Genomic DNA, 20,454 nt, shown 5'->3' with positions numbered 1-20,454 from the left:
ATGATCCATAAACAGATTTGTAACACAACTGTAACATTAGGCTTAAATGTTAAGGTATTGTAAATTTGGCTGAAGGAATCTTTACTTTTTATTTACCCATCATACATAATGATGTGGGGTTTGTAGATTAATGTCGAATCTAAAAAGTTATAGGGGTTGAAAAATGGTGGAACTAAACATCCAGCAAATGCTTTTTGAATTTTTGGGCGGCCTTGGTATTTTCTTATACGGTATTAAATTCATGGGCGACGGCCTTCAAAAGTCGGCCGGTGATAAACTTAGGGATATATTGGACAAGTTTACTACCAATCCGGTCATGGGTGTTCTCGCGGGGATCATTGTCACGATCCTTATCCAGAGCAGCTCTGCTACAACAGTCATCACCGTCGGTCTTGTCAGTGCCGGCTTCATGACCCTGCGCCAGGCAATTGGCGTCATCATGGGTGCAAATATCGGAACGACGGTAACGGCGTTCATCATTGGTATTGATGTTGGGGAATATGCACTTCCAATCATAGCATTGGGCTCGATCATGCTATTCTTCTTTAAAAATAAAAAAGTACATAATGCCGGCCAGATCGTTTTTGGATTCGGGGCATTATTTTATGGACTTGAACTGATGAGCGGGGGAATGAAACCGCTCAGGGGGCTTGAGGCATTCCACGATCTAACAGTCAATATGAGCTCCAACCCGATCCTTGGTGTAGTGGTCGGTACATTGTTCACGGTCATCGTCCAAAGCTCGAGTGCGACAATCGGGATTCTGCAGGGCTTATTCTCTGAGAATCTGATCAATCTTGATGCAGCTCTGCCAGTCCTCTTCGGGGATAATATCGGTACAACCATTACTGCCGTGCTGGCAGCCATTGGGGCCTCTGTCGCAGCGAGGAGAGCGGCAGCTGTACACGTCCTTTTCAATCTGATCGGGACAACCATATTCCTGATACTGCTTCATCCGTTCAATCTGCTGATTTCAGCTTTACAGGATAAGCTTAGTCTCAATCCGGAAATGACAATTGCGTTTGCACACGGGATCTTCAATGCGTCCAACACATTGATTCAGCTTCCATTTGTAGCGGCGCTTGCCTTCATAGTCACAAAGCTGATTCCGGGCGAAGATTCAGTTGTTGACTATAAAGCGAAGCATCTTGATCCGGTGTTTATAGAACAGTCTCCTTCAATTGCCCTTGGCCAGGCGAAAGAAGAAGTGCTCAGGATGGGATCGTTTGCGGTTAAAGGCCTTGAAGAAACAAACCTGTTCTTAAAGACAAAGCTGAAAAAGCATTCAGACAGTACCTATCAGCTTGAAGAAGCTATCAATAATCTTGACCGCAAGATTACAGATTATCTGATTAATCTATCAACAAGCTCACTTTCTGAAAATGAGTCTGAAGAACATACAGTCCTGATGGATACAGTAAGGGACATCGAGCGGATCGGCGACCACTTTGAAAACATCATTGAACTGATTGAATATCAGCAGGCCAATAAAGTGAAAATCACTGAATCGGCGATGAATGACCTTGAAGATATGTTCGCTTTGACGATTTCAACGGTAAAGGAATCCCTCGAATCGCTTGACCATAATGATAAGGAAGCTGCAAGGCATGTTGTCAAAAAAGAAGAGGAAATTGACAAGATGGAAAGAAAGCTGAGGAAGCAGCATATCATCAGGATGAATGAAGGGACATGCACCGGACAGGCGGGAATTGTTTATGTGGACATTATCAGCAATCTGGAGCGTATCGGTGATCATGCTGTGAACATTGCAGAGGCTGTTTTAGGAGAAGACAATTAGTGTATAGTAAGCAAGAGGGAAACCTCTTGCTTTTTCCTTTTTCAGAGTGGATAGAAAAATAAAAAGTCGAAGGTGCTGGTCTAATGGAATATGTATACTGGACGATTATCATTATTTTATTTGCGATTGCTTTTATTGGCCTCTTTCTGCCCATCATCCCAAGCGTCCTTTTCATCATCGGAGGATTTGTTGTTTATGGGCTGTCCTATTCTTTTGAGCCCTTCGGGTGGCTGTTCTGGCTCGTCCAGGGGATGTTTGTCCTTCTTCTGTTCGGAGCCGATTATGCGGCCAATATGATTGGCATCAAGAAATACGGAGGTTCAAAGGCGGGAATCTGGGGAAGCACGATCGGCATCCTGGCCGGCCCTTTTGTCATCCCGGTTTTAGGGATACTGATCGGCCCCTTCATCGGCGCCATCGCCGCTGAAATGATTGTCCATAGGAAGGGCATCAGGGAAGCTGCAAAAATCGGGATGGGATCGGTTGTCGGCTTTGTCAGCAGCATTGCGGCAAAGGGTTTCATTCAGACAGTCATGATTGTGTACTTCCTGTTTCTCGTTTTATGACCGCTGCATGCATAAAAGGGAGAAGAGAGGGTATTGTATATCTGTCAGGCAAAGCATTTTGTTTGAAAGGATTACCCAAGTTTGGTAATCTAACATTAAAGACTTTTAGAACGATTCTATTTTCTGAAAAATGGAATAGATGCCGTTCGGAAGCTAAATAATGATACATAGGGAGGAATTTATTATGGCATTTGAATTACCGCAATTACCTTATGCTTACGATGCGCTGGAGCCAAACATTGACAAAGAAACAATGAACATCCACCACACGAAGCACCATAACACATATGTAACTAACCTTAACAATGCATTGGAAGGCAATGAAGAGCTTCTTTCAAAAACAGTTGAGGAAGTCGTTTCGAATCTTGATGCTGTTCCTGAATCAGTCCGCACAGCAGTAAGAAACAATGGCGGAGGGCATGCCAACCACTCTTTATTCTGGCAGATCCTTTCTCCAAATGGCGGCGGCGAGCCGACTGGCGAGCTTCAAGACGCCATCAGCAGCAAATTCGGCAACTTCGAAAGCTTCAAAGAAGAGTTCGCAAAAGCTGCAACTACACGCTTTGGTTCTGGCTGGGCTTGGCTCGTAGTCAACAACGGCGAGCTTGAAGTAACTAGCACTCCAAACCAGGACTCTCCATTGATGGAAGGCAAAACGCCTATCCTTGGCCTTGATGTTTGGGAGCATGCATACTACCTCAAGTATCAAAACCGCCGTCCGGAATATATCAATAACTTCTTTAATGCAGTTAACTGGGAAGAAGTGTCCAAGCGCTACAGCTCAGCAAAATAATCTTTCCATCCAGGATAGGCAGCAGATTCGTCTGCTGCCTTTTTGCATGCAATCAAAGCGTTCAGGGATGAATAAGCAAGTCCCCATTGTAGAAGACTACCCTTAGAAACAAAGGGGAGTTTTTATAAAATGAGCAAATTGAATAAGCTGATCGGAAATATTGAGCTGAATAAAGACCTGACCCTGCTGCTATTAATCGGGGGGCTTTATTCTTTGAGTGTTGCTCTTTCAAACACTTTTGTAAATATTTATTTATGGAAGCAATCAGGGGAATTCAAGGATCTGGGATTGTATAATTTATCGATTGTCGTCATTCAGCCGCTTACCTTTATACTTGCAGGAAGATGGGCAAAGAAGATTGACAGGGTCATTGTCCTGAGGATCGGCGTCATATGCCTGGCTCTGTTTTATTTGACTGTCCTGATCATCGGCACAAAGGCATCCCAATTCCTGCTGCTCCTTGGAGCGCTGCTTGGAATGGGATATGGTTTCTATTGGCTGGCGTTTAATGTGCTTACCTTTGAAATTACTGAGCCGGATACGCGGGATTTTTTCAACGGATTTCTTGGGATCCTTTCTTCAGTCGGAGGGATGATTGGACCCATTTCAGCAGGCTTCATCATTTCCAGGCTGGAAAAATTCACAGGCTATTCGATTGTTTTTGGACTTTCTCTAGTCCTGTTCTCACTTGCTGTCTTTTTAAGCTTTTTTCTGAAGCGCCGTCCTGCAGAAGGGGGCTATTGGTTTGTCCGCATCTTTAAAGAAAGAAATAATAACCCCAACTGGAAGCTTGTCACCAATGCACATTTTTTTCAGGGGCTTCGTGAGGGGACCTTCGTGTTTGTCATCTCTGTCTTCGTTTTTATATCGACAGGCAGTGAAATGGCTCTTGGGACATTCGGGCTGATCAATTCGGGCATTGCCTTTGTAGCGTATTATCTTGCATCAAGGCTCATAAAAAAGAAATACCGCATAAAATCGATCCTGGCTGGCGGACTGATTCTATATGCCAGCATCTTTTTTATCATCATTGATGTTACGTACGCAAGGCTGCTCATGTATGCGGCTTCGATTGCCATTGCTTATCCCCTGCTGCTTGTTCCCTATGTTTCCATGACCTATGATGTTATCGGAACAGGCTGGCGAGCAGCTGAGATGAGGATTGAGTATATTGTCGTCAGGGAAGTATTTCTGAATATGGGCAGGGTTGTATCCATTCTCTGCTTCCTCGGTGCAGTAACTTTTTTCAGCGAGGAAAAGAGTATTCCCATTCTGTTGCTGTTCGTGGGGGCAGGCCATTCAGTGATTTACTTCTTCTATCGTAAAATTCAAATCAAGCCTGCATAGGAGGGGGAGGGAGCCTGCCCTCCTCTTTTTGTGTGCCGAAAGCTAATTATTTCCTGTTAAAACCAGCAGGCTGTTTATAGAAATATTTTCTACTTTCTTTTACAATATAAGAAGACAATTCATGAGGAAAGAAGTGTGCTGCTGTTTTGAATAAAAAGAGAAAAAAGAAGAACCATGTGCCTATGAGGCTGAACATGCTGTTCTTTGCTGTATTTTTGCTGTTTTCCATGCTGATCCTTCGCCTTGGCGTTGTTCAGATTGTGTATGGGGATGACTACAAAAGGGAAATTGAGAGGACGGAGGACGTGACTGTCAATAACCCTGTTCCGCGGGGCAAGATGTTTGACAGCACTGGCAAGGTAATTGTGGACAATACGCCGCAGAATGCCATCACTTACACAAATAAAGGCGCAAGCCAGGAGGAAATGCTTAAGGTAGCGGAAAATCTGGCCAGCCTGATTCAGAAGGATACAGAAAAAGTCCAGGAGAGGGATAAGAAAGATTACTGGATCATAAAGAACCAGGAAAAGGCAGATGCAAAAGTAACACAAAAAGAGCTTGATGCCTTAAAGGAAAAATATGAAGATGATAAAGAGTTCAATAAAAAAGTATATGATTTGAAACTGGATCGCATCACAGAGGAAGAGCTGAGTTCCCTCACAGATAAAGATTTAGAAATTCTGGCGATCTACAGGGATTTCACAAGCGGATATGCATTGACTCCGCAAATCGTGAAAAATAAAGATGTCACCAATGAAGAATTTGCAGTTGTCAGTGAAAATCTTCAATTCCTTCCAGGCGTGGACACGACAACTGACTGGGAAAGATATTATGCTTTTGGCAGCACGCTGCAATCGGTGCTGGGAAGGATCTCAAAATCAGATGAAGGCCTGCCTGCGGAAAAGGTGGATTATTACCTGGCACGAGATTACAGCCGCAATGACAGGGTCGGGAAAAGCTATATCGAATTGCAATATGAGGATGTCCTTCATGGCCAGAAAGCAAAGGTTAAAAATATAACCGATAAAGGCGGAAGCCTTCTGAAGACTGAGACGATCAGCGAAGGGCAAAGGGGCAAGGACCTGGTCCTGAGCATCGATATGGAACTTCAGAAGGAAGTGGAAAAGATCCTTGAGGAAGAGCTCAGGGCCGCCAAGCGTTCCCCTGGAACCGCACTTCTAGACAGGGCATATACCGTCCTGATGGATCCGATGACCGGGGAAATCCTGACGATGGCCGGCAAGAAAATCGTTGACGGCGAGATGCAGGATGATGCCCTGGGAAATATTACGACGACCTATAATGTCGGATCAGCTGTAAAGGGTGCCACCATCCTTACGGGCTATAAAGAAGGGGTCATCCAGCCGGGGTCAGTCATCTTCGACGGGCCTCTGCGAATCAAAGGCACTCCAATAAAAAAATCATGGAAGAACTTTGGGCCGCTAGATGATATCAATGCGCTGAAATATTCCTCCAACGTCTATATGTTCCAGACAGCCATAAGGATCGGGGACGGTGTCTATAAGCCGGACAGGCCGCTCCCGCTCAATGAGGAAGGGTTTGATACAATCCGGGATTCCTTCGCGCAATTTGGCCTTGGGGTCAGGACAGGAATCGACCTGCCGAATGAGCAGACCGGATTCAAGGGGATGAGCGACAAGCCCGGTTTTATGCTTGACCTTGCAATTGGGCAGTATGACACCTATTCCAATATGCAGCTTGCCCAATATGTTTCCACTATCGCCAACGGCGGCAACCGGATGGAGCCCCATATTGTCAAAGAAATCCGTGAGCCTCTGATGGACAACAGTGAACTCGGGCCGATTCTTGAGGAAATCAAGCCGAAGGTCTTGAACAGGCTTGATGTAGAAGAAAACTGGATTGAACGCGTCCAGGAAGGCTTCAGGAGGGTTATGCAGGAGCCGGGCGGCACAGCTTACGGAAGCTTTGGCGGAAAAGGGAAAACTTATAAGCCGGCAGGGAAAACGGGGACTGCGGAGGCCTTCTACGATGGACCAAGAAGAGAGGATTTCGGCAAGGAGCCGCCTGAAACCATGAACCTGAGCCTTGTAAGCTATGCACCTTCAGATAATCCTGAGGTAGCCATGGCTGTTCTAGTCCCATGGGCCTACCAGGGAAGCGTCGATCATGGAGCCAACAAAAAAATCGGCGAGCGTGTGCTGGATGCCTATTTCGATCTGAAGAAGAAGCGTGCCGAAGAAAATAAAGATAAAGAAGAAGCAGTCCAAAAAGTGGAGAATATTGAAGATGTAAAAGAAGGCCAGGAAGCTGAACGTGAGGAAGCTGGACTGTAATAAGCAAGGCACGCAGACTCATCATAAAATGCATGCGCATTTTTCTCCTGCGCGGGCAGTTTGAAGAAGCAGATTCAACGTCCTGCAGGAGGCAGCAGAGTTTTTGAGACCCCGCGGAAAGCGAAGTGTCTGGAACAAATCAGCAGCTATATAAATCTTTCATTATAAGTATAAGCCTGTCTCCTCCGGGGACAGGCTTTTCTATGTTCAAATTTATCTTCATTCCCTCAAATCCGACATTTTAATACAAAAGGAGACCTCATTTACAAAAGCTTTACATTTAGTTAAAACCAGATTAATAGAAAAGCCTTATTCTAATACTCGTAGGACAAAACAACCAAATCTCTTAGGGGGAATAAAGAAATGAAAAGCTTTAAGTACTTGGCACTATCAGCAATGATCGGGGCAGTGCTAGCATTCACAGCAGCTTGCGGCAACTCTGAAGAAGGAACAACAAATGGTTCCCAAACAGACGGAGGCAACAGCACAGAGCAAGCAAGTGATGAAGATAAGCAGCTTCAAGGCGAAATTAATATCGATGGTTCTTCTACTGTATATCCAATCATGGAAGCTGTCGTTGAAGAGTTCGGAATGGAACAGCCTGGAGTAAAAGTTTCTGTTGCATCATCAGGTACTGGCGGAGGCTTTAAGGCATTCATCGCCGGTGACACAGATTTGAGCAACGCATCCCGTCCGATTAAAGAAGAAGAAGCAGCAGAGCTTGAAAGCAAAGGAATTGAATACACAGAATTCAAACTTGCCAATGACGGCCTCTCTGTTGTAGTAAGCAAAGACAATGACTGGGTTGATCACCTGACTGTTGAAGAACTGAAGAAAATGTGGATTGAAGATGGATCAGTGAAAAAATGGTCCGATATCCGTGAAGGCTGGCCTGAAGAGGAAATTAAATTCTATTCACCAGGTACAGATTCCGGCACATATGACTATTTTGATGAAGTAATCCTTGAAGAAGCGCCTATCGTTGAAAAAGCCACACTTTCTGAGGATGACAACGTACTGGTACAAGGTGTAACAGGCGACAAAAACGCTATTGGCTACTTCGGCTATGCTTATTATGCTGAAAACAAAGACAGCCTGAAGGTTGTTCCGATTGACGGCGGAAACGGCCCTGTTGAACCGAACAATGAAACAGTAGAAAGCGGAGAATATGCACCATTGTCAAGGCCGCTCTTCACTTATGTGAAAAACGAATCTCTTAAAAATGAAGAAGTTTATGAGTTTGTCAAATATACGATCGAGAATGCCGGCGTCCTTTCAGAAGATGTAGGCTATGTAAAGCTGAAGGATGAAGAGTATGATGAGGCAATGAAGACATTAGAAGGCCTTAAATAATATTTAACAATTTTATGATGGGAAGCGCGTCACCTGTGCTTCTCATCTTGCTATGCGGATGAAAGGGGTTTTCATTTTGGCACTATTAAAGTCATCGGACACATTTTCCGTCCAGGAAATGATTCAGGAAAAAAAGCAAAAGAAAAATGCAGGAAATATAATTGAAAAGCTCGTACCTTGGCTTCTGCTGCTGACAGCTGCAGTTTCAGTGCTGACGACGATCGGCATTGTCATGACTCTTATTGTAGAAACATTCATCTTCTTTGACAAGGTGAGCATAGGTGAGTTCCTGACCGCCCAGAAATGGTATCCTTTCTCTGAATCACAGGGTTCATATGGGATTCTGCCGCTTGTTTCAGGAACATTGAAAGTAACAGCCATTGCTGTTATAGTTGCGGTGCCAATCGGCCTCGCATCGGCCATCTTTTTGAGTGAGTATGCATCTGACAGGACAAGAAGGATCATTAAGCCGGTCCTTGAGGTTCTGGCCGGCATACCGACGATTGTTTACGGTTTTTTTGCACTGACATTTGTAACGCCAATCCTTCGGGATATTATTCCTTCTCTTGAAATCTTTAATGCCCTGAGCCCGGGAATTGTGATCGGCATCATGATTACGCCGATGATAGCTTCCCTTTCGGAGGACGCTATGTCTTCGGTTCCGCGTGCGATGCGGGAAGGGGCTCTTGCGATGGGATCAACTAAGCTGGAGGTGGCCTTTAAGGTAGTCCTGCCGGCGGCATTATCAGGCATTATTGCTTCCGTTGTTCTTGCAGTATCAAGGGCAATCGGAGAAACAATGATTGTAGCAGTGGCAGGCGGATCGACTCCGAACCTTTCGTGGGACGTGACAAACAGCATCCAAACCATGACAGCCTATATTGTCCAGGTCAGCCAGGGTGATGCCGGCTACGGGACAACGATCTATTACAGCATATACGCGGTTGGATTTACACTCTTCCTGTTCACTTTAGTAATGAATCTGTTCGCCCAGTTCATTTCCCGCCGCTTTAGGGAGGAATACTGATGAAGCTGATTGACCATACATCTGTCGTTAACAAAATGAAACCAAGGCTGTATAAGAATGTACTGTTTAAATTGATATTCCTGGCAGCTACCATGTTTGGATTATTGATTTTAGGAATCTTATTGTATCGGATACTCACTCAAGGAGCCGGCTACCTTGATATGCAGTTCCTTCAAAGCCTGCCATCCCGAAAGCCTGAACTGGCAGGGGTTAAAACAGCTTTGATCGGAACCATTTGGCTCATGGGCGTCGTTGCCCCGGTATCACTTCTGCTTGGAGTGGGAACGGCGATCTACCTGGAAGAATACGCGAAGAAAAATAAGTTTACTGATTTCATCCAAGTGAATATCTCAAACCTTGCAGGTGTGCCATCGATCGTTTTCGGGCTGCTCGGTCTGACTGTATTTGTAAGAGCAGCAGGATTTGGCACAAGTGTTATTGCTGCCGGGCTGACTATGAGCCTGCTTGTTTTGCCGATCATCATTGTAGCCTCACAGGAAGCGATCCGTTCCGTTCCCAAAGAGCTTAGAGAAGCTTCTTACGGAATGGGTGCCACCAAGTGGCAGACCATTGTGCGTGTTGTTATGCCTGCTGCGGTGCCCGGCATACTGACAGGCGGCATCCTGGCGCTGTCCCGGGCAATCGGGGAAACAGCTCCGCTCGTCGTCCTGGGACTTCCGCTGTTCCTGGCGTTCCTGCCGAGGTCTGTGTTTGATATGTTCACTGTACTGCCAATGCAGATTTATAACTGGACCGGAAGGCCGCAGGAGGAGTTTCAGGCGCTTGCAGCTGCAGGAATCATTGTTCTGCTCGTGCTTCTGATCGGCATGAACTCTGTTGCCGTCCTGATCAGAAATAAATTTCAGAAAAGATATTAAGGCTCTTAAATGTTTGATCAGATTTCAGCTTGCCCATTTTTCATGGGCATCCAATCAGACGGGCTAATAATATAGGATGAAGGGGAGTTTTTCATAATGAACGCAACAAAAGATAAAGTGAATGCACCAGCAGTCAGAAAAGGCACTACCCAGGGGTCTGTTAATGAAAAAAGCATCGTATACAAAACGAGCCAGCTGAACTTATGGTATGGCGACAATAATGCATTGAAGAATATCGATCTGGATATCTATGAAAATGAAGTGACAGCCATCATCGGCCCTTCAGGCTGCGGAAAATCAACTTATATCAAAACGCTGAACAGGATGATTGAGCTTGTTCCCGGAGTCAGGACTTCAGGAGAAATTGCTTACAGGGGCAGGAATATTTTTGATAAGTCTTATAAAGTGGAAGAGCTGCGTACAAAAGTAGGCATGGTATTCCAGAAGCCTAATCCTTTTCCGAAATCCATCTATGAAAATGTCGCCTACGGGCCAAGGATCCATGGGATCCGCGATAAAAAAATTCTTGATCAGATTGTGGAAAAGAGCTTGAAGGGAGCAGCTATTTGGGATGAAGTGAAGGACCGGCTGAACCAGAATGCCTTTGGTCTGTCCGGAGGCCAGCAGCAGCGTCTCTGCATCGCCCGCTGCCTCGCCATTGAACCTGATGTCATCCTGATGGATGAGCCGACCTCTGCCCTGGACCCTATCTCCACACTGAAGGTTGAGGAGCTTGTGCAGGAGCTGAAGAAAGAATTCAGCATCATCATCGTTACCCACAATATGCAGCAGGCTGCCCGTATTTCAGATAAGACTGCTTTCTTTTTAAATGGTGAAGTGATCGAGTTTTCCAATACAGATAAGATCTTCTCGAATCCTGTTGACAAGAGGACAGAAGATTATATTACAGGCCGATTTGGTTGATGCCCGGTTAAAAAGGAAAACACACTTTACAGGAAAAGAAGGGAGCTTATAAAATGGCAATCCGCGAAAAATTTCATTATGATTTAAAAGAGCTGCAGAATAAATTGATGGAACTGGGCAATTTTGCCGATCAGGCTTTGCTCCGGGCGATTAATGCCCTTGAAAGCAAGGATATTGAGTCATCGCTTGAAATCATGGAGGACGATACAAAAGCTGATGTGCTGTATGAGGAAATCAATGATCTTGCCATCCTTCTGATAGCGAAGCAGCAGCCGGTCGCAATTGATCTAAGAAGAATCATTGTGGCGATCAAAATTGCCACCGACATTGAAAGGATAGCTGATTTTGCCGTCAACATCGCAAAATCAACCATCCGCATTGGAAGCGAGGAGCATGTTAAGCCGATCGTCCATATTAAAGAAATGTACGAAATCACTTCCAGGATGCTTAAGATGTCGCTTGAGGCTTTCAATGAAGAAGATGTCAGGAAAGCAAAAGAAGTGGCAGAAATGGATGATCAGGTTGATGACTTGTACGGCCAGACGATACAGGAGCTCCTGCAGATCAATCTGCAGAAGCCTGAATACCTGCCGCAGATCACCCAGCTGTCCTTTATCTGCCGCTATCTTGAAAGGGCCGCAGACCATGTGACCAACATATCCGAAAGCGTGTTTTATCTTGTTAAAGGAAGGCACTATGATTTGAACAGCTAAAGCAAAGAGCCCTGCAGGATCCCGGATTCTGCAGGGCTCTTTTATTTGAATGAAAATGGATGGAGGGCAAGTGCCTCTCCATCCGCTTCTTTCTTTATCTGCCTTTGGTAATGACAGTTGCAATCTGCTGGGAAGTCATTTCATTGTTCAGTTCAAACGTGCCAAGCTGGATCTTTGTATGCATGCCGCTGGAAATGAGGTACTGCTTAAATGCTGACTCATTGGTGATGATCTTTGCTGCAGCCAGCTGGCTTGCAATCTCTCCGGTATCCATTCCGCTTGAAATCGTGATTTTATAGGTAATCACCTTTGGTTCAGCTTCGTTTTCCTGCTCATCTTGTTTGGTTTTTTCCTCTGCATCTGCCTTTTTATCGCCTTCATTGGATGGCTTTTCAGCGGCTTGGCCCTCTGCCTTGCTGCCTTCTGTTTCATTAGCAGGTTTGCCCTTCAATTCATTGTATTCTTTTTCCGTTAAGAGGACATATCCATTTTCCTTTACGCTTGCCTTGGCAGCTTTAGCATCTGCGAGACTGATATAATCGTCTTTTGAAAAGAAATAAAAAGCACCAATGAGACACGCTGTAATCAGCATCCCAAGTGAAAATGCCCGCAAGGTCAGTCTGTTCATGAGTACTCTCTCCTTGCAGAAAATTCATTGACGATCTCCTGTACAGAGTTTCTGGAAAGGGAGGACTGCTTTGAAATCTGGTCGATGGACAGCCCCTGCTGTGAAAGGGAGAGAACCTGATTCTTCAATATGGGATTGACTGGCCCGGAAGAGAGCGGCTGGCCTGCCGGTTTGGCAGCAGCTCCGTCAACTAATAGCTCTTCTTCAAGCACCTTCAGCTTTTTCTTAATCAAGTAAAGTTCCTGTATCTGATGGATTGATACCTGGTCGATTTCTTCACGAATGCTTTTATATGGATCTTTCAGGAAAAACGAGAGTATGAGAAGCAATATTGCCGCGGCTATCAGGCCGATCATTACATAACCCATTATATTCACCTCAATAATAATTTTTTAGTGCCCTAGTAATTTTACCATTACAGATGACAAAATTCGACTCCATCTAGCAGGAAAAGAAGGTTTATCTGCATAATCCGTACTTTTGGCCGAGTTTAAAACAGAATCCGGCCGGAATGACTGGTTCTAAACTCATGCAGAAAAATTAATTTGCCCTCCGGTGCCAGTGCTCAAAGGACCTGCATAATACGACAAAATGCGTTCATTGTGGGGGCGCATGTTCAGTGATAACATGAGAGTAATAAGACGGGCCGGCAGGGCATATAATGGCAGGTTGGCCGGCAGGAGGTGCACCATGCAATCTGAAATTATCAGATTAAGGGAGAAAGGGCTCTCTTTCAGGAATATTGCAAAAGAGCTCGGTACAACCCGGGGAAAAGTTCAGTATCAGTGGATGAAACACTTGAAAGAGACGGAGGAGAAAGAGGATGAAAAGGAGCAAAAACAGAGTGTGACAGAAGCGGGCCGGGTACCGCCGGATTGTTTGATGAAAGAAGAAGGGATAGCTGCCTGGCAAGTGCAGGATGGATGCATATATTCCTTCTGGAGGACGGCAGCCATGAAGAAATCCCTTGCTGCGTCATATTTTGAAGTTCATGTAAGTGAACTGGAGGATGCAATCAGGCTTTATGATATCACCAGCATAATCTTTAATGGCAGCAATGCACACAGTATCCAGGAACATATCCTCGCTGAAGGGCAGAACTCCAGCATTTTTAAAAACCTGGCCCCTGACCGGTCTTACTGCATTGAAGCAGGAGCCAGGATTCGCGGCAGATTCATACCCTTTATGAGATCCAATTCAGTTCAAATACCGAGGAATTCCGAAGCACAGGCAGGGCGTCTTATGGAAGATCTAAAAGCACACGAAAATGGGTCCCCGCCAAATTGGATTGAACATGTCAGCACATACAGCTTTTATACAAATGAAAAGGGAGGCGTTTAAACTGGCTGCTACAGAAGGATTTATCGTATACGCAGAAGCGCCTGTCATGAACTTTTATTCAGAGAACCGGGAAATGCAGGATGAAGTTTTTTCTTTTACTGAGAAGTTCGTTCTGCTTCTCGACAATGTTCAGGAAAAACAAGGGATTAAGCTGGCGGTAACTCCCATCTACTTTGAACTTCTCGATCAGCCTGATTTTCAGCAGAAAATGGCTGACTATTTAAACAAGGATAAGCGGGCTGGAAAGGTGCTTCAAATTTGGGAGAAGCATCAGGGAAGGCTGAATATCTTTGTGCGCCAGCTTGCCGAAAGCGGCCAGCTGGAGCTCCTTGCTTCTCCGTCATGTTCAGCGATCCTCCCTTTTCTTTCGACTCAGCATGGAATAAGAATGCAGATTGATTCTGGGATTTCCATCATAAATGATTATTTTTCCATCCATCCGGCAGGATTCTGGTTTCCAAAAGGGGCTTATGAGCAAGGGCTGGATCTTTATCTGGCTGAAGCAGGTATCCTTCACAGCTATATAAACGGCAGGACGATCGGCTATGCAGACCCGGCGCCGCAGGATGGAAGGAAGAGAGAGGTCTTATCTCCCCACGGGGTAATCATGATTCCTGTCTATCACTTTAAGGGGACAGAAAAAAAGGAAGATGGTATGCCGGCGGTCAGCCTGCATGATCTCTATGTTTCTAACCTTGAAGAACTATCCGCTGTATCAGTCTCCTCCGCCAAGGAAAGAGCTGAGGAATTGGAAAGGGTGCACCTTTCCTCATCATTTTTAGAAAATTGCGGAGTTCCATTTGAAGAGATATCCGGCTTATGGGAGGAGTGCTTCTTCCAGGAAAGGAAACTTGAGAAGATTGCAGAATCTTTGATGAATAGCCGGGAGCTGAGGATTTATAAACAAATGGCAAGAGAATGGATGTTTTTCTTGAATACCCTTGGAGCACATCCCGATTACCGGGGCGAATCAGAGAACCATGCCGAAGCATTCCGGAAGCTGGAGAAGCTTTTTGCGGCTGGGGAGGGAGGAGAGGCCTTCCTGGAGGAACTGGAGGTGAAATCACCCATCCTTGCAGCAATTGGAGGCAGAGGAGAGCATATTGCCGAAAAGGGCAGTTTGCCAAAGATACTGATGCTGTCCTGGGAGTACCCGCCCAATATCGTCGGAGGCCTTTCCCGTCATGTCCATGGACTGGCCACCAGCCTTGCAGGAAAAGGCTTCGACGTTCATGTTCTTACTGCCGGTACAGACGGCGCGCCGAAGGAGGAGAGTGCAGATGGAGTCACTGTCCATCGGGTGAAGCCGCTTGCTGCTGCAGAAGAAGATTTTCTGTACTGGGTAGGGAGCCTGAATCTGGCTATGGCTGAAAAAGGGCTGGAGCTGGCACGTATCCACCGCTTCTCCCTCATACATGCACATGACTGGCTTGCAGGACCAGCTTCAGAATCGCTGAAATCTGAGCTCGGCATACCGCTCTTGGCAACGATACATGCAACGGAATATGGAAGGAATAAGGGCATATATACGGAAATACAGAAGTTCATTCATCAGAAGGAAAGCAGGCTGGCTGAGGCTGCAGATATGCTGATTGTCTGCAGCAGATATATGAGAGATGAGATCCGGAAAATCTTTCATATAGAAGGAAAGCCTGTTCACATCATAGCCAATGGAATTCATCCTGGTGATTTTCGCCAGCCGGAAAAAGATGTTTTAAGCCAGCTGCCAGTTGACCCGCACAGAAGGCTAGTATTTTCCCTTGGCAGAATGGTGAAGGAAAAAGGCTTTGATACCCTATTGGAAGCAGCAGCCCTCATGAAAGAAGAGTTTCCGGATGTGTATTATTTTATAGCTGGAAAAGGTCCGCTATTGGATTTCTATAGAAGGAAAACGGAAGAAATGGGGCTGTCCGGGACCGTATTCTTTATAGGATTCATTGGTGATGAGCAGCGCAACGCTTTATTTTCACTATGTAATGTTGCGGTTTTTCCAAGTGAATATGAGCCTTTTGGTATAGTGGCGCTGGAATCGATGATGCATGGCAAACCTACCATCGTGTCAGACACAGGCGGCCTGAAAGGGATTATCAGCCATAGAAGAACAGGTCTGCTGATGGAGCCGGGAAGTGCTCAAAGCTTTAAGGAACAAGCCGCTTTCCTCCTTTGCAATGAACAAGAAGCCGAAGTGATCGGAAGCATGGGAAAGACTGCGGCTCTGCAGCTGTTCAGCTGGGACAGGATCGCTGAAGAAACCAAACGGGTGATTGAAGACTGTGTGCTGGGCTGCAGAATCTAGCGGGCCATCTGACTATATAGAAGGGATAAAGGTGCGAGGCAATGAGACAATCAGCCAATCTGCAAGATTTGGACCAAGACAGCAGGCGGGCAGGCGGGAAGCTGCTCGTCAGGCAGGGAGTATGGCTGGAAGGCCGGACCTGCTGGCAGGAAAAGGGATATGGCGGGGAGATTTTTCTTAAAAAAGGAGTTACGGTCTCTTTTAGCCAAGAAAAGGCCGAAACAGAATCTGATTTATTTTTTGCGAAAGTGGCAAATGAACAAGCATCTTCCATCTCTGTTAAATTATTGTTTGCTTTTTATCAGGAAGCAGCGGGCGAGGCTTTTTCATTTGTTTCACCTTCAAGAGAGGCGATTTATCACGCATGTAATAACAAGCTGTTCCTGATCACTCCTGATTCACCCTGCAGGAATCGGACACAGCTTTCGGCCCTGTCCATGAGTGCTGCTTTGGACGGACAAATCTGGAAGCATGAAAAAAGGGGAATATTGAATTATGTCCCGATGATCAGGGGGGAGACTTCCAGTGTGCTGCTTTTGGAGATTTCCATACCAGCAAAAAATATGGTCCATGGAGGGGCTTCTGTTTCGCTAAGGCCGCTGGATAAGAATGTTTGATCAAAAATTAAAAGTCATGAAAAAACGGACTAGCATTTAAGCTGAATTAATGATATTATAGAAAAGTCGTATGAACGAACTAGGATGAAACATAGTTTGGAGGGAAATTACATGCGTGTGAACATTACGTTGGCTTGCACAGAGACTGGTGATCGTAACTATATTACTAAAAAAAATAAACGTAACAACCCAGATCGTCTTGAGCTTAAGAAATACAGCCCAAGATTGAAGCGTGTTACATTGCACCGCGAAACAAAATAAACAGTGGATTCTTCCACTGTTTTTTTGTTTTCATTTTTAGAGTCCGGACTTGTCCGGGCTTTTTTTTTCTTCATCCGTATATTCCTCTTCATATCCCCTATTATGCTATGATGAAGAAAAAGGCTCTGAAGGGAAGGAAATGACTTGGCAGATAAAAATAAGCTTCGGAAAGAAGTGAAAGAGAAGCTTTCGGAAATAACGAAACAGGAATATGAACAATGGTCCTATCAGCTGGCACAAAGGCTATATAATGAAGAAAGCTGGAAAAAGGCAGATACAATCGGGATAACAGTCTCCAGGTTTCCTGAACCGGATACCCTGCAAATTATCCGCCGCGCCTGGGAGGAAGGAAAGAGGGTCGCAGTCCCTAAATGCTTTCCTGCGGATAGAAAGATGGAATTCAGGAGGCTGACTTCCTTCCTCGAGCTGGAATCCGTGTATTACGGTTTATTGGAACCTATTGAAGCATTGACAGAAAAGATTGAGCCGGAGGAATTCGGCCTGATGATTGTCCCCGGCCTTGCTTATTGTTCCGGCGGCTTGCGGCTTGGCTTCGGAGGAGGCTATTATGACCGCTGGCTAGCCGGATATGGCGGGGACACCATTTCCCTTGCCTTCCGCATGCAAATGGTTCCTGAAATGCCTGTTGAGCCCCACGACAAAAAAATTGATATGATTATTACAGCTCCTGATGATGTTTGATTTTTTATGGCCGGCAGCTTTTGTGCTGCTCGCAGCTTTCCTAAGCCTGAAGCTTCGGCTTCTGGCTCCGTCAGGGAGCATTGCAGCCGCAGCAGCGGGAATATGCATAGTTATGGGGACCGGCTGGCGGGGGCTGGCTCTTCTGGGGCTGTTTTTTTTAACATCCAGCTTTTGGTCGGTATATAAAAAGAAACAAAAAACAGCGATGGAAGAAAAGCAGGGAAAGGGAGCGCAGAGAAACTGGCTTCAGGTCGCAGCCAATGGGGGGCTTGCTGCACTCTTCAGCATCATATACGCTTTTGATCCGCAGATCCTGTGGCTTTCTGCCTTTTCTATTTCCCTGGCCAGCGCCAATTCGGATACCTGGTCTTCAGAGATAGGGGCTTTGAGCAAATCCTCCCCTATCTCCATCAGGACATGGAGAAAAGCATCAGCAGGGACATCCGGGGCAGTAAGCGTCCTTGGGTCGGCAGCAGGTGCAGCAGGCTCGCTGGTTATAGCTGGGGGAGCAGCTTTGCTTTTTTCCTTTTCTTCAGAGCATATGATGGCCATCTTTCTGTTCGGATGCATCGGTAATATACTGGATACCTTTATCGGCGCCTATTGGCAGGCTTCATACAGATGTGGATTCTGCGGGGCCGAGATGGAAAAAAGCAAACATTGCGGAAACAGGTCTGAATTGGTTTCCGGGTTCAGATGGATGACCAACGATGCTGTTAATTTTGCAAGCGGGTCAGCTGCTTCTCTTTTGTGGATCGGCTGCCTGCTTTGGCTGTCATAATACATACAGGCACCCGGCTGCAACATTTAATGCTGATGGATAATATGGAGTTTTTCGTTAAAAATAATCTCAGGAGGGATGATGTATGTCACGGATTATTTCCATATTAGCCATTGGCATCGGGGGATATTATCTTTATCAAAACCGTTTTCGAGTGGTGAATACAGTGCTGGGAAGCTCTGTCCTGCGCCGCCTGTTTGTTACTTCATTGATGAATGTGCCAGGCGTAAGGAATAAAATGATGAAATCGGTGTTTTCCGGAAACACAGGCTGGTAAGCTTGCCGGAATTGCCCGAAAAAAGGTCCAGTAAGGGCCTTTTTATTTTGGGAAAATGCCGTTCAATTTGTTTAAGTCTGTTTAGGATGGGCGCAAATAAGGAAAAAATGTATAACTGCTGAACGTTCGGGAGCAGGTGCTAGACAAAAGGAGAGGGCATTGCCTATAGTGTAAGAGGGTAAATGCGCCGGAGTTGCCAAAGAAAGTAGGGGAAGCATTGGTATATATGGAAGATTATTTATTTTGGAGGCTGGCCTATTTTTTGATTGCCGAAAAAGACTACAGGCTTGTGCAGATGTCGAAGAACCAGAACGAAATCTGGCTCGAAAAACTGGAAAGCAAGGATACACAGGTAGTCAGGCTGCTGCGGAGAAATCTGGATTGGGGAAATTCGCTCCAGCGCGATATTGACCTCACAGCAGCGAATGGAGAAAACATAAGGAAGCAGGTCAGAAAAAGAGAGCTGACTATCCTCAATATATATATAACGGCTTATCCGCCGGTTGATGATTATACATTCAGGCTTGATCCGCCTTCCGGTGCAGGGGGCAAAACGAAGGTGGCCAATATCCTGATTGACCGGGCAGGCTATGAAGATGGGCTGAAGAAAGCAGGGGATTTTCTCGGCACTTCCATTTCATTTGACTTAAAGCAGGAGTATGAAGAAGCAGAAGTAGAAAACGTAAAGCGTGCTGCCCTGGGAAATGCAGCTGATAAAGTGAAAGCAGATAAGGCTGTTTTTAATCAGGGCAGACCGATTTTCACCTACCTTTTTATCTTTATCCAGGTAGCCATGTTCTTTTGGCTGGAAGCTAATGGAGGAAGCGAGATAACCTCAGTGCTGATTGAATATGGGGCAAAATACAATCCGCTCATTCTAGAAGGTGAGTGGTGGCGTTTCTTTACACCGATTGTGCTTCATATCGGTCTGCTGCATCTGATCATGAATACATTGGCCCTTTATTATCTGGGAACAGCTGTAGAAAGGATATATGGAAGCACACGGTTCCTGTTCATTTATATTCTGGCAGGTTTCATGGGCGCCCTGGCCAGCTTCCTGTTCAACTCAAGTGTTTCTGCGGGTGCGAGCGGAGCCATTTTTGGCTGTTTCGGTGCACTTCTCTATTTCGGCCTGATTCAGCCCAAATTATTCTTCAGGACCATGGGGCTGAACATCCTGATTGTACTCGGCATCAATCTGCTTTTTGGTTTTTCTGTACCGGGCATCGATAATGCCGGTCATCTTGGCGGCCTTGCAGGAGGCTTCCTTGCAGCCGGTATGGTCCATTTGCCTAAAAAAAGAAGATTCGGTATACAGCTCCTTTTCCTTGTACTGGCATCTGCCGTCATTTATTCAGGGCTCTCCTATGGCTTCAGTCCTGACAGGGAGCTTGATGAGGAATCTGTTTTTGTAATGGCGCAGGAATACACCAAGAACAGGGAATATGATAAAGCGTACAGCCTTGTTAGTGAAAGGGTGGAAAACTCAGAAAGTTCTTCTGCTGAAATGCGGCTGCTTCTGTCTTATCTGGAGCTGGAGAGAGGAGAAGCAGAGAAGGCAAGGAACAGGCTTGAAGAGCTTGTCGCTGAACAGCCTGATCTGGATGGGGCGTATTACTATCTTGCCGTCATTTCCTATAATGAGCAGGATACTGCAAAGGCCAAAGAATATGCAGAACAGGCAATTGAACTGAACCCCTCTGAAGAGGGTTATAGACTTTTGCTGGAAGAAATCACAGGTAATGAGGTGCAGCTCAAGTAGAGCTGTACCTTTTTAGTATGCCAGTCCGTAATGGTTAACTGCTCAAGTATATCTTCCTCAAAGATGAACTGGATA

20 protein-coding genes are annotated in these 20,454 nt (G+C 45.7%); 18 read left to right on the top strand and 2 right to left on the bottom strand.

What is annotated here, in order from left to right; all coding sequences use genetic code 11:
• Positions 1–163: 163 nt before the first annotated feature.
• The 10 genes from N288_RS16890 to phoU all read left to right on the top strand — a co-directional run bounded on the left by N288_RS16890 (position 164) and on the right by phoU (position 11,714).
• Positions 164–1,798 carry a Na/Pi cotransporter family protein gene (locus N288_RS16890; protein WP_009794871.1) on the top strand — a complete coding sequence of 545 codons (1,635 nt, stop codon included), beginning with the start codon at positions 164–166 and terminating at the stop codon, positions 1,796–1,798.
• Between the two features lie 83 nt (positions 1,799–1,881).
• Positions 1,882–2,364, top strand: a complete 483-nt coding sequence (locus N288_RS16885) for a DUF456 domain-containing protein (RefSeq protein WP_009794872.1) — start codon at positions 1,882–1,884, stop codon at positions 2,362–2,364.
• A gap of 184 nt (positions 2,365–2,548) precedes the next feature.
• The gene (locus N288_RS16880; protein ID WP_009794873.1) at positions 2,549–3,157 is read left to right on the top strand and encodes a superoxide dismutase; all 609 of its coding nucleotides are present in this window, start codon (positions 2,549–2,551) and stop codon (positions 3,155–3,157) included.
• Between the two features lie 129 nt (positions 3,158–3,286).
• Positions 3,287–4,504 carry an MFS transporter gene (locus tag N288_RS16875; protein ID WP_009794875.1) on the top strand — a complete coding sequence of 406 codons (1,218 nt, stop codon included), beginning with the start codon at positions 3,287–3,289 and terminating at the stop codon, positions 4,502–4,504.
• 146 nt (positions 4,505–4,650) lie between these two features.
• The gene (locus N288_RS16870; RefSeq protein ID WP_035403010.1) at positions 4,651–6,819 is read left to right on the top strand and encodes a peptidoglycan D,D-transpeptidase FtsI family protein; all 2,169 of its coding nucleotides are present in this window, start codon (positions 4,651–4,653) and stop codon (positions 6,817–6,819) included.
• Positions 6,820–7,182: 363 nt separating this feature from the next.
• A complete protein-coding gene (locus tag N288_RS16865; protein WP_009794878.1) occupies positions 7,183–8,172 on the top strand; it encodes a PstS family phosphate ABC transporter substrate-binding protein in 990 nt (329 codons plus the stop codon).
• A 52-nt stretch (positions 8,173–8,224) separates the two neighbouring features.
• On the top strand, positions 8,225–9,199 hold the full coding sequence (gene pstC / locus N288_RS16860; RefSeq protein ID WP_009794879.1) for a phosphate ABC transporter permease subunit PstC: 975 nt from the start codon (positions 8,225–8,227) through the stop codon (positions 9,197–9,199).
• Positions 9,199–10,077: a phosphate ABC transporter permease PstA gene (gene pstA, locus N288_RS16855; RefSeq protein ID WP_009794880.1), complete on the top strand. Its 879-nt coding sequence runs from the start codon at positions 9,199–9,201 to the stop codon at positions 10,075–10,077. Before pstC ends, pstA begins: the two co-directional genes overlap by 1 nt.
• 96 nt (positions 10,078–10,173) lie before the next feature.
• The gene (gene pstB / locus N288_RS16850) at positions 10,174–11,001 is read left to right on the top strand and encodes a phosphate ABC transporter ATP-binding protein PstB (protein WP_009794881.1); all 828 of its coding nucleotides are present in this window, start codon (positions 10,174–10,176) and stop codon (positions 10,999–11,001) included.
• Between the two features lie 53 nt (positions 11,002–11,054).
• The gene (gene phoU, locus N288_RS16845; protein WP_009794882.1) at positions 11,055–11,714 is read left to right on the top strand and encodes a phosphate signaling complex protein PhoU; all 660 of its coding nucleotides are present in this window, start codon (positions 11,055–11,057) and stop codon (positions 11,712–11,714) included.
• Positions 11,715–11,808: 94 nt separating this feature from the next.
• Here phoU and N288_RS16840 read toward each other — a convergent pair whose 3' ends face one another.
• Both N288_RS16840 and N288_RS16835 read right to left on the bottom strand, forming a co-directional pair.
• Positions 11,809–12,342 (bottom strand): endolytic transglycosylase MltG, encoded by a 534-nt coding sequence (locus N288_RS16840; protein WP_009794883.1) that lies wholly within the window; start codon positions 12,340–12,342, stop codon positions 11,809–11,811.
• The gene (locus tag N288_RS16835) at positions 12,339–12,710 is read right to left on the bottom strand and encodes a hypothetical protein (RefSeq protein WP_009794884.1); all 372 of its coding nucleotides are present in this window, start codon (positions 12,708–12,710) and stop codon (positions 12,339–12,341) included. Before N288_RS16835 ends, N288_RS16840 begins: the two co-directional genes overlap by 4 nt.
• Positions 12,711–13,032: 322 nt before the next feature.
• Between N288_RS16835 and N288_RS16830 the strand changes: the two genes are divergently transcribed.
• The 8 genes from N288_RS16830 (at position 13,033) to N288_RS16795 (ending at position 20,379) form a co-directional block, all read left to right on the top strand.
• Positions 13,033–13,683, top strand: coding sequence for a DUF4912 domain-containing protein (locus N288_RS16830; protein WP_022544193.1), 651 nt, complete (start codon positions 13,033–13,035; stop codon positions 13,681–13,683).
• Entirely contained in the window at positions 13,637–15,979 is a 2,343-nt protein-coding gene (locus tag N288_RS24815) for a glycosyltransferase (RefSeq protein WP_198018080.1), read from the top strand. Before N288_RS16830 ends, N288_RS24815 begins: the two co-directional genes overlap by 47 nt.
• Before the next feature lie 41 nt (positions 15,980–16,020).
• Positions 16,021–16,596, top strand: coding sequence for a hypothetical protein (locus N288_RS16820; protein WP_009794887.1), 576 nt, complete (start codon positions 16,021–16,023; stop codon positions 16,594–16,596).
• A 111-nt stretch (positions 16,597–16,707) separates the two neighbouring features.
• A complete protein-coding gene (gene rpmG, locus N288_RS16815) occupies positions 16,708–16,857 on the top strand; it encodes a 50S ribosomal protein L33 (RefSeq protein WP_022544192.1) in 150 nt (49 codons plus the stop codon).
• Between the two features lie 144 nt (positions 16,858–17,001).
• The gene (locus N288_RS16810; RefSeq protein ID WP_022544191.1) at positions 17,002–17,559 is read left to right on the top strand and encodes a 5-formyltetrahydrofolate cyclo-ligase; all 558 of its coding nucleotides are present in this window, start codon (positions 17,002–17,004) and stop codon (positions 17,557–17,559) included.
• Entirely contained in the window at positions 17,549–18,340 is a 792-nt protein-coding gene (locus tag N288_RS16805) for a DUF92 domain-containing protein (RefSeq protein WP_009794891.1), read from the top strand. Before N288_RS16810 ends, N288_RS16805 begins: the two co-directional genes overlap by 11 nt.
• An 85-nt stretch (positions 18,341–18,425) precedes the next feature.
• The gene (locus tag N288_RS16800) at positions 18,426–18,617 is read left to right on the top strand and encodes a hypothetical protein (protein ID WP_009794893.1); all 192 of its coding nucleotides are present in this window, start codon (positions 18,426–18,428) and stop codon (positions 18,615–18,617) included.
• A 226-nt stretch (positions 18,618–18,843) separates the two neighbouring features.
• Positions 18,844–20,379, top strand: coding sequence for a rhomboid family protein (locus tag N288_RS16795; RefSeq protein ID WP_022544189.1), 1,536 nt, complete (start codon positions 18,844–18,846; stop codon positions 20,377–20,379).
• Positions 20,380–20,454 lie beyond the last annotated feature (75 nt).

The organism is Bacillus infantis NRRL B-14911, from assembly GCF_000473245.1.
Lineage (GTDB): Bacteria > Bacillota > Bacilli > Bacillales > Cytobacillaceae > Bacillus_AB > Bacillus_AB infantis.
Note: the sequence above shows the minus strand (reverse complement) of the source record. Positions and strands in the feature narration are given on the sequence as shown.

Coding starts and splice junctions, on each gene's coding strand:
- N288_RS16890 (WP_009794871.1), top strand. CDS start 164: ATGGTGGAACTAAACATCCAGCAAATGCTTTTTGAATTTTTGGGCGGC.
- N288_RS16885 (WP_009794872.1), top strand. CDS start 1,882: ATGGAATATGTATACTGGACGATTATCATTATTTTATTTGCGATTGCT.
- N288_RS16880 (WP_009794873.1), top strand. CDS start 2,549: ATGGCATTTGAATTACCGCAATTACCTTATGCTTACGATGCGCTGGAG.
- N288_RS16875 (WP_009794875.1), top strand. CDS start 3,287: ATGAGCAAATTGAATAAGCTGATCGGAAATATTGAGCTGAATAAAGAC.
- N288_RS16865 (WP_009794878.1), top strand. CDS start 7,183: ATGAAAAGCTTTAAGTACTTGGCACTATCAGCAATGATCGGGGCAGTG.
- pstC (WP_009794879.1), top strand. CDS start 8,225: ATGCGGATGAAAGGGGTTTTCATTTTGGCACTATTAAAGTCATCGGAC.
- pstA (WP_009794880.1), top strand. CDS start 9,199: ATGAAGCTGATTGACCATACATCTGTCGTTAACAAAATGAAACCAAGG.
- pstB (WP_009794881.1), top strand. CDS start 10,174: ATGAACGCAACAAAAGATAAAGTGAATGCACCAGCAGTCAGAAAAGGC.
- phoU (WP_009794882.1), top strand. CDS start 11,055: ATGGCAATCCGCGAAAAATTTCATTATGATTTAAAAGAGCTGCAGAAT.
- N288_RS16840 (WP_009794883.1), bottom strand. CDS start 12,342: ATGAACAGACTGACCTTGCGGGCATTTTCACTTGGGATGCTGATTACA.
- N288_RS16835 (WP_009794884.1), bottom strand. CDS start 12,710: ATGGGTTATGTAATGATCGGCCTGATAGCCGCGGCAATATTGCTTCTC.
- N288_RS16830 (WP_022544193.1), top strand. CDS start 13,033: ATGCAATCTGAAATTATCAGATTAAGGGAGAAAGGGCTCTCTTTCAGG.
- N288_RS24815 (WP_198018080.1), top strand. CDS start 13,637: ATGTCAGCACATACAGCTTTTATACAAATGAAAAGGGAGGCGTTTAAA.
- N288_RS16820 (WP_009794887.1), top strand. CDS start 16,021: ATGAGACAATCAGCCAATCTGCAAGATTTGGACCAAGACAGCAGGCGG.
- rpmG (WP_022544192.1), top strand. CDS start 16,708: ATGCGTGTGAACATTACGTTGGCTTGCACAGAGACTGGTGATCGTAAC.
- N288_RS16805 (WP_009794891.1), top strand. CDS start 17,549: ATGATGTTTGATTTTTTATGGCCGGCAGCTTTTGTGCTGCTCGCAGCT.
- N288_RS16800 (WP_009794893.1), top strand. CDS start 18,426: ATGTCACGGATTATTTCCATATTAGCCATTGGCATCGGGGGATATTAT.
- N288_RS16795 (WP_022544189.1), top strand. CDS start 18,844: ATGGAAGATTATTTATTTTGGAGGCTGGCCTATTTTTTGATTGCCGAA.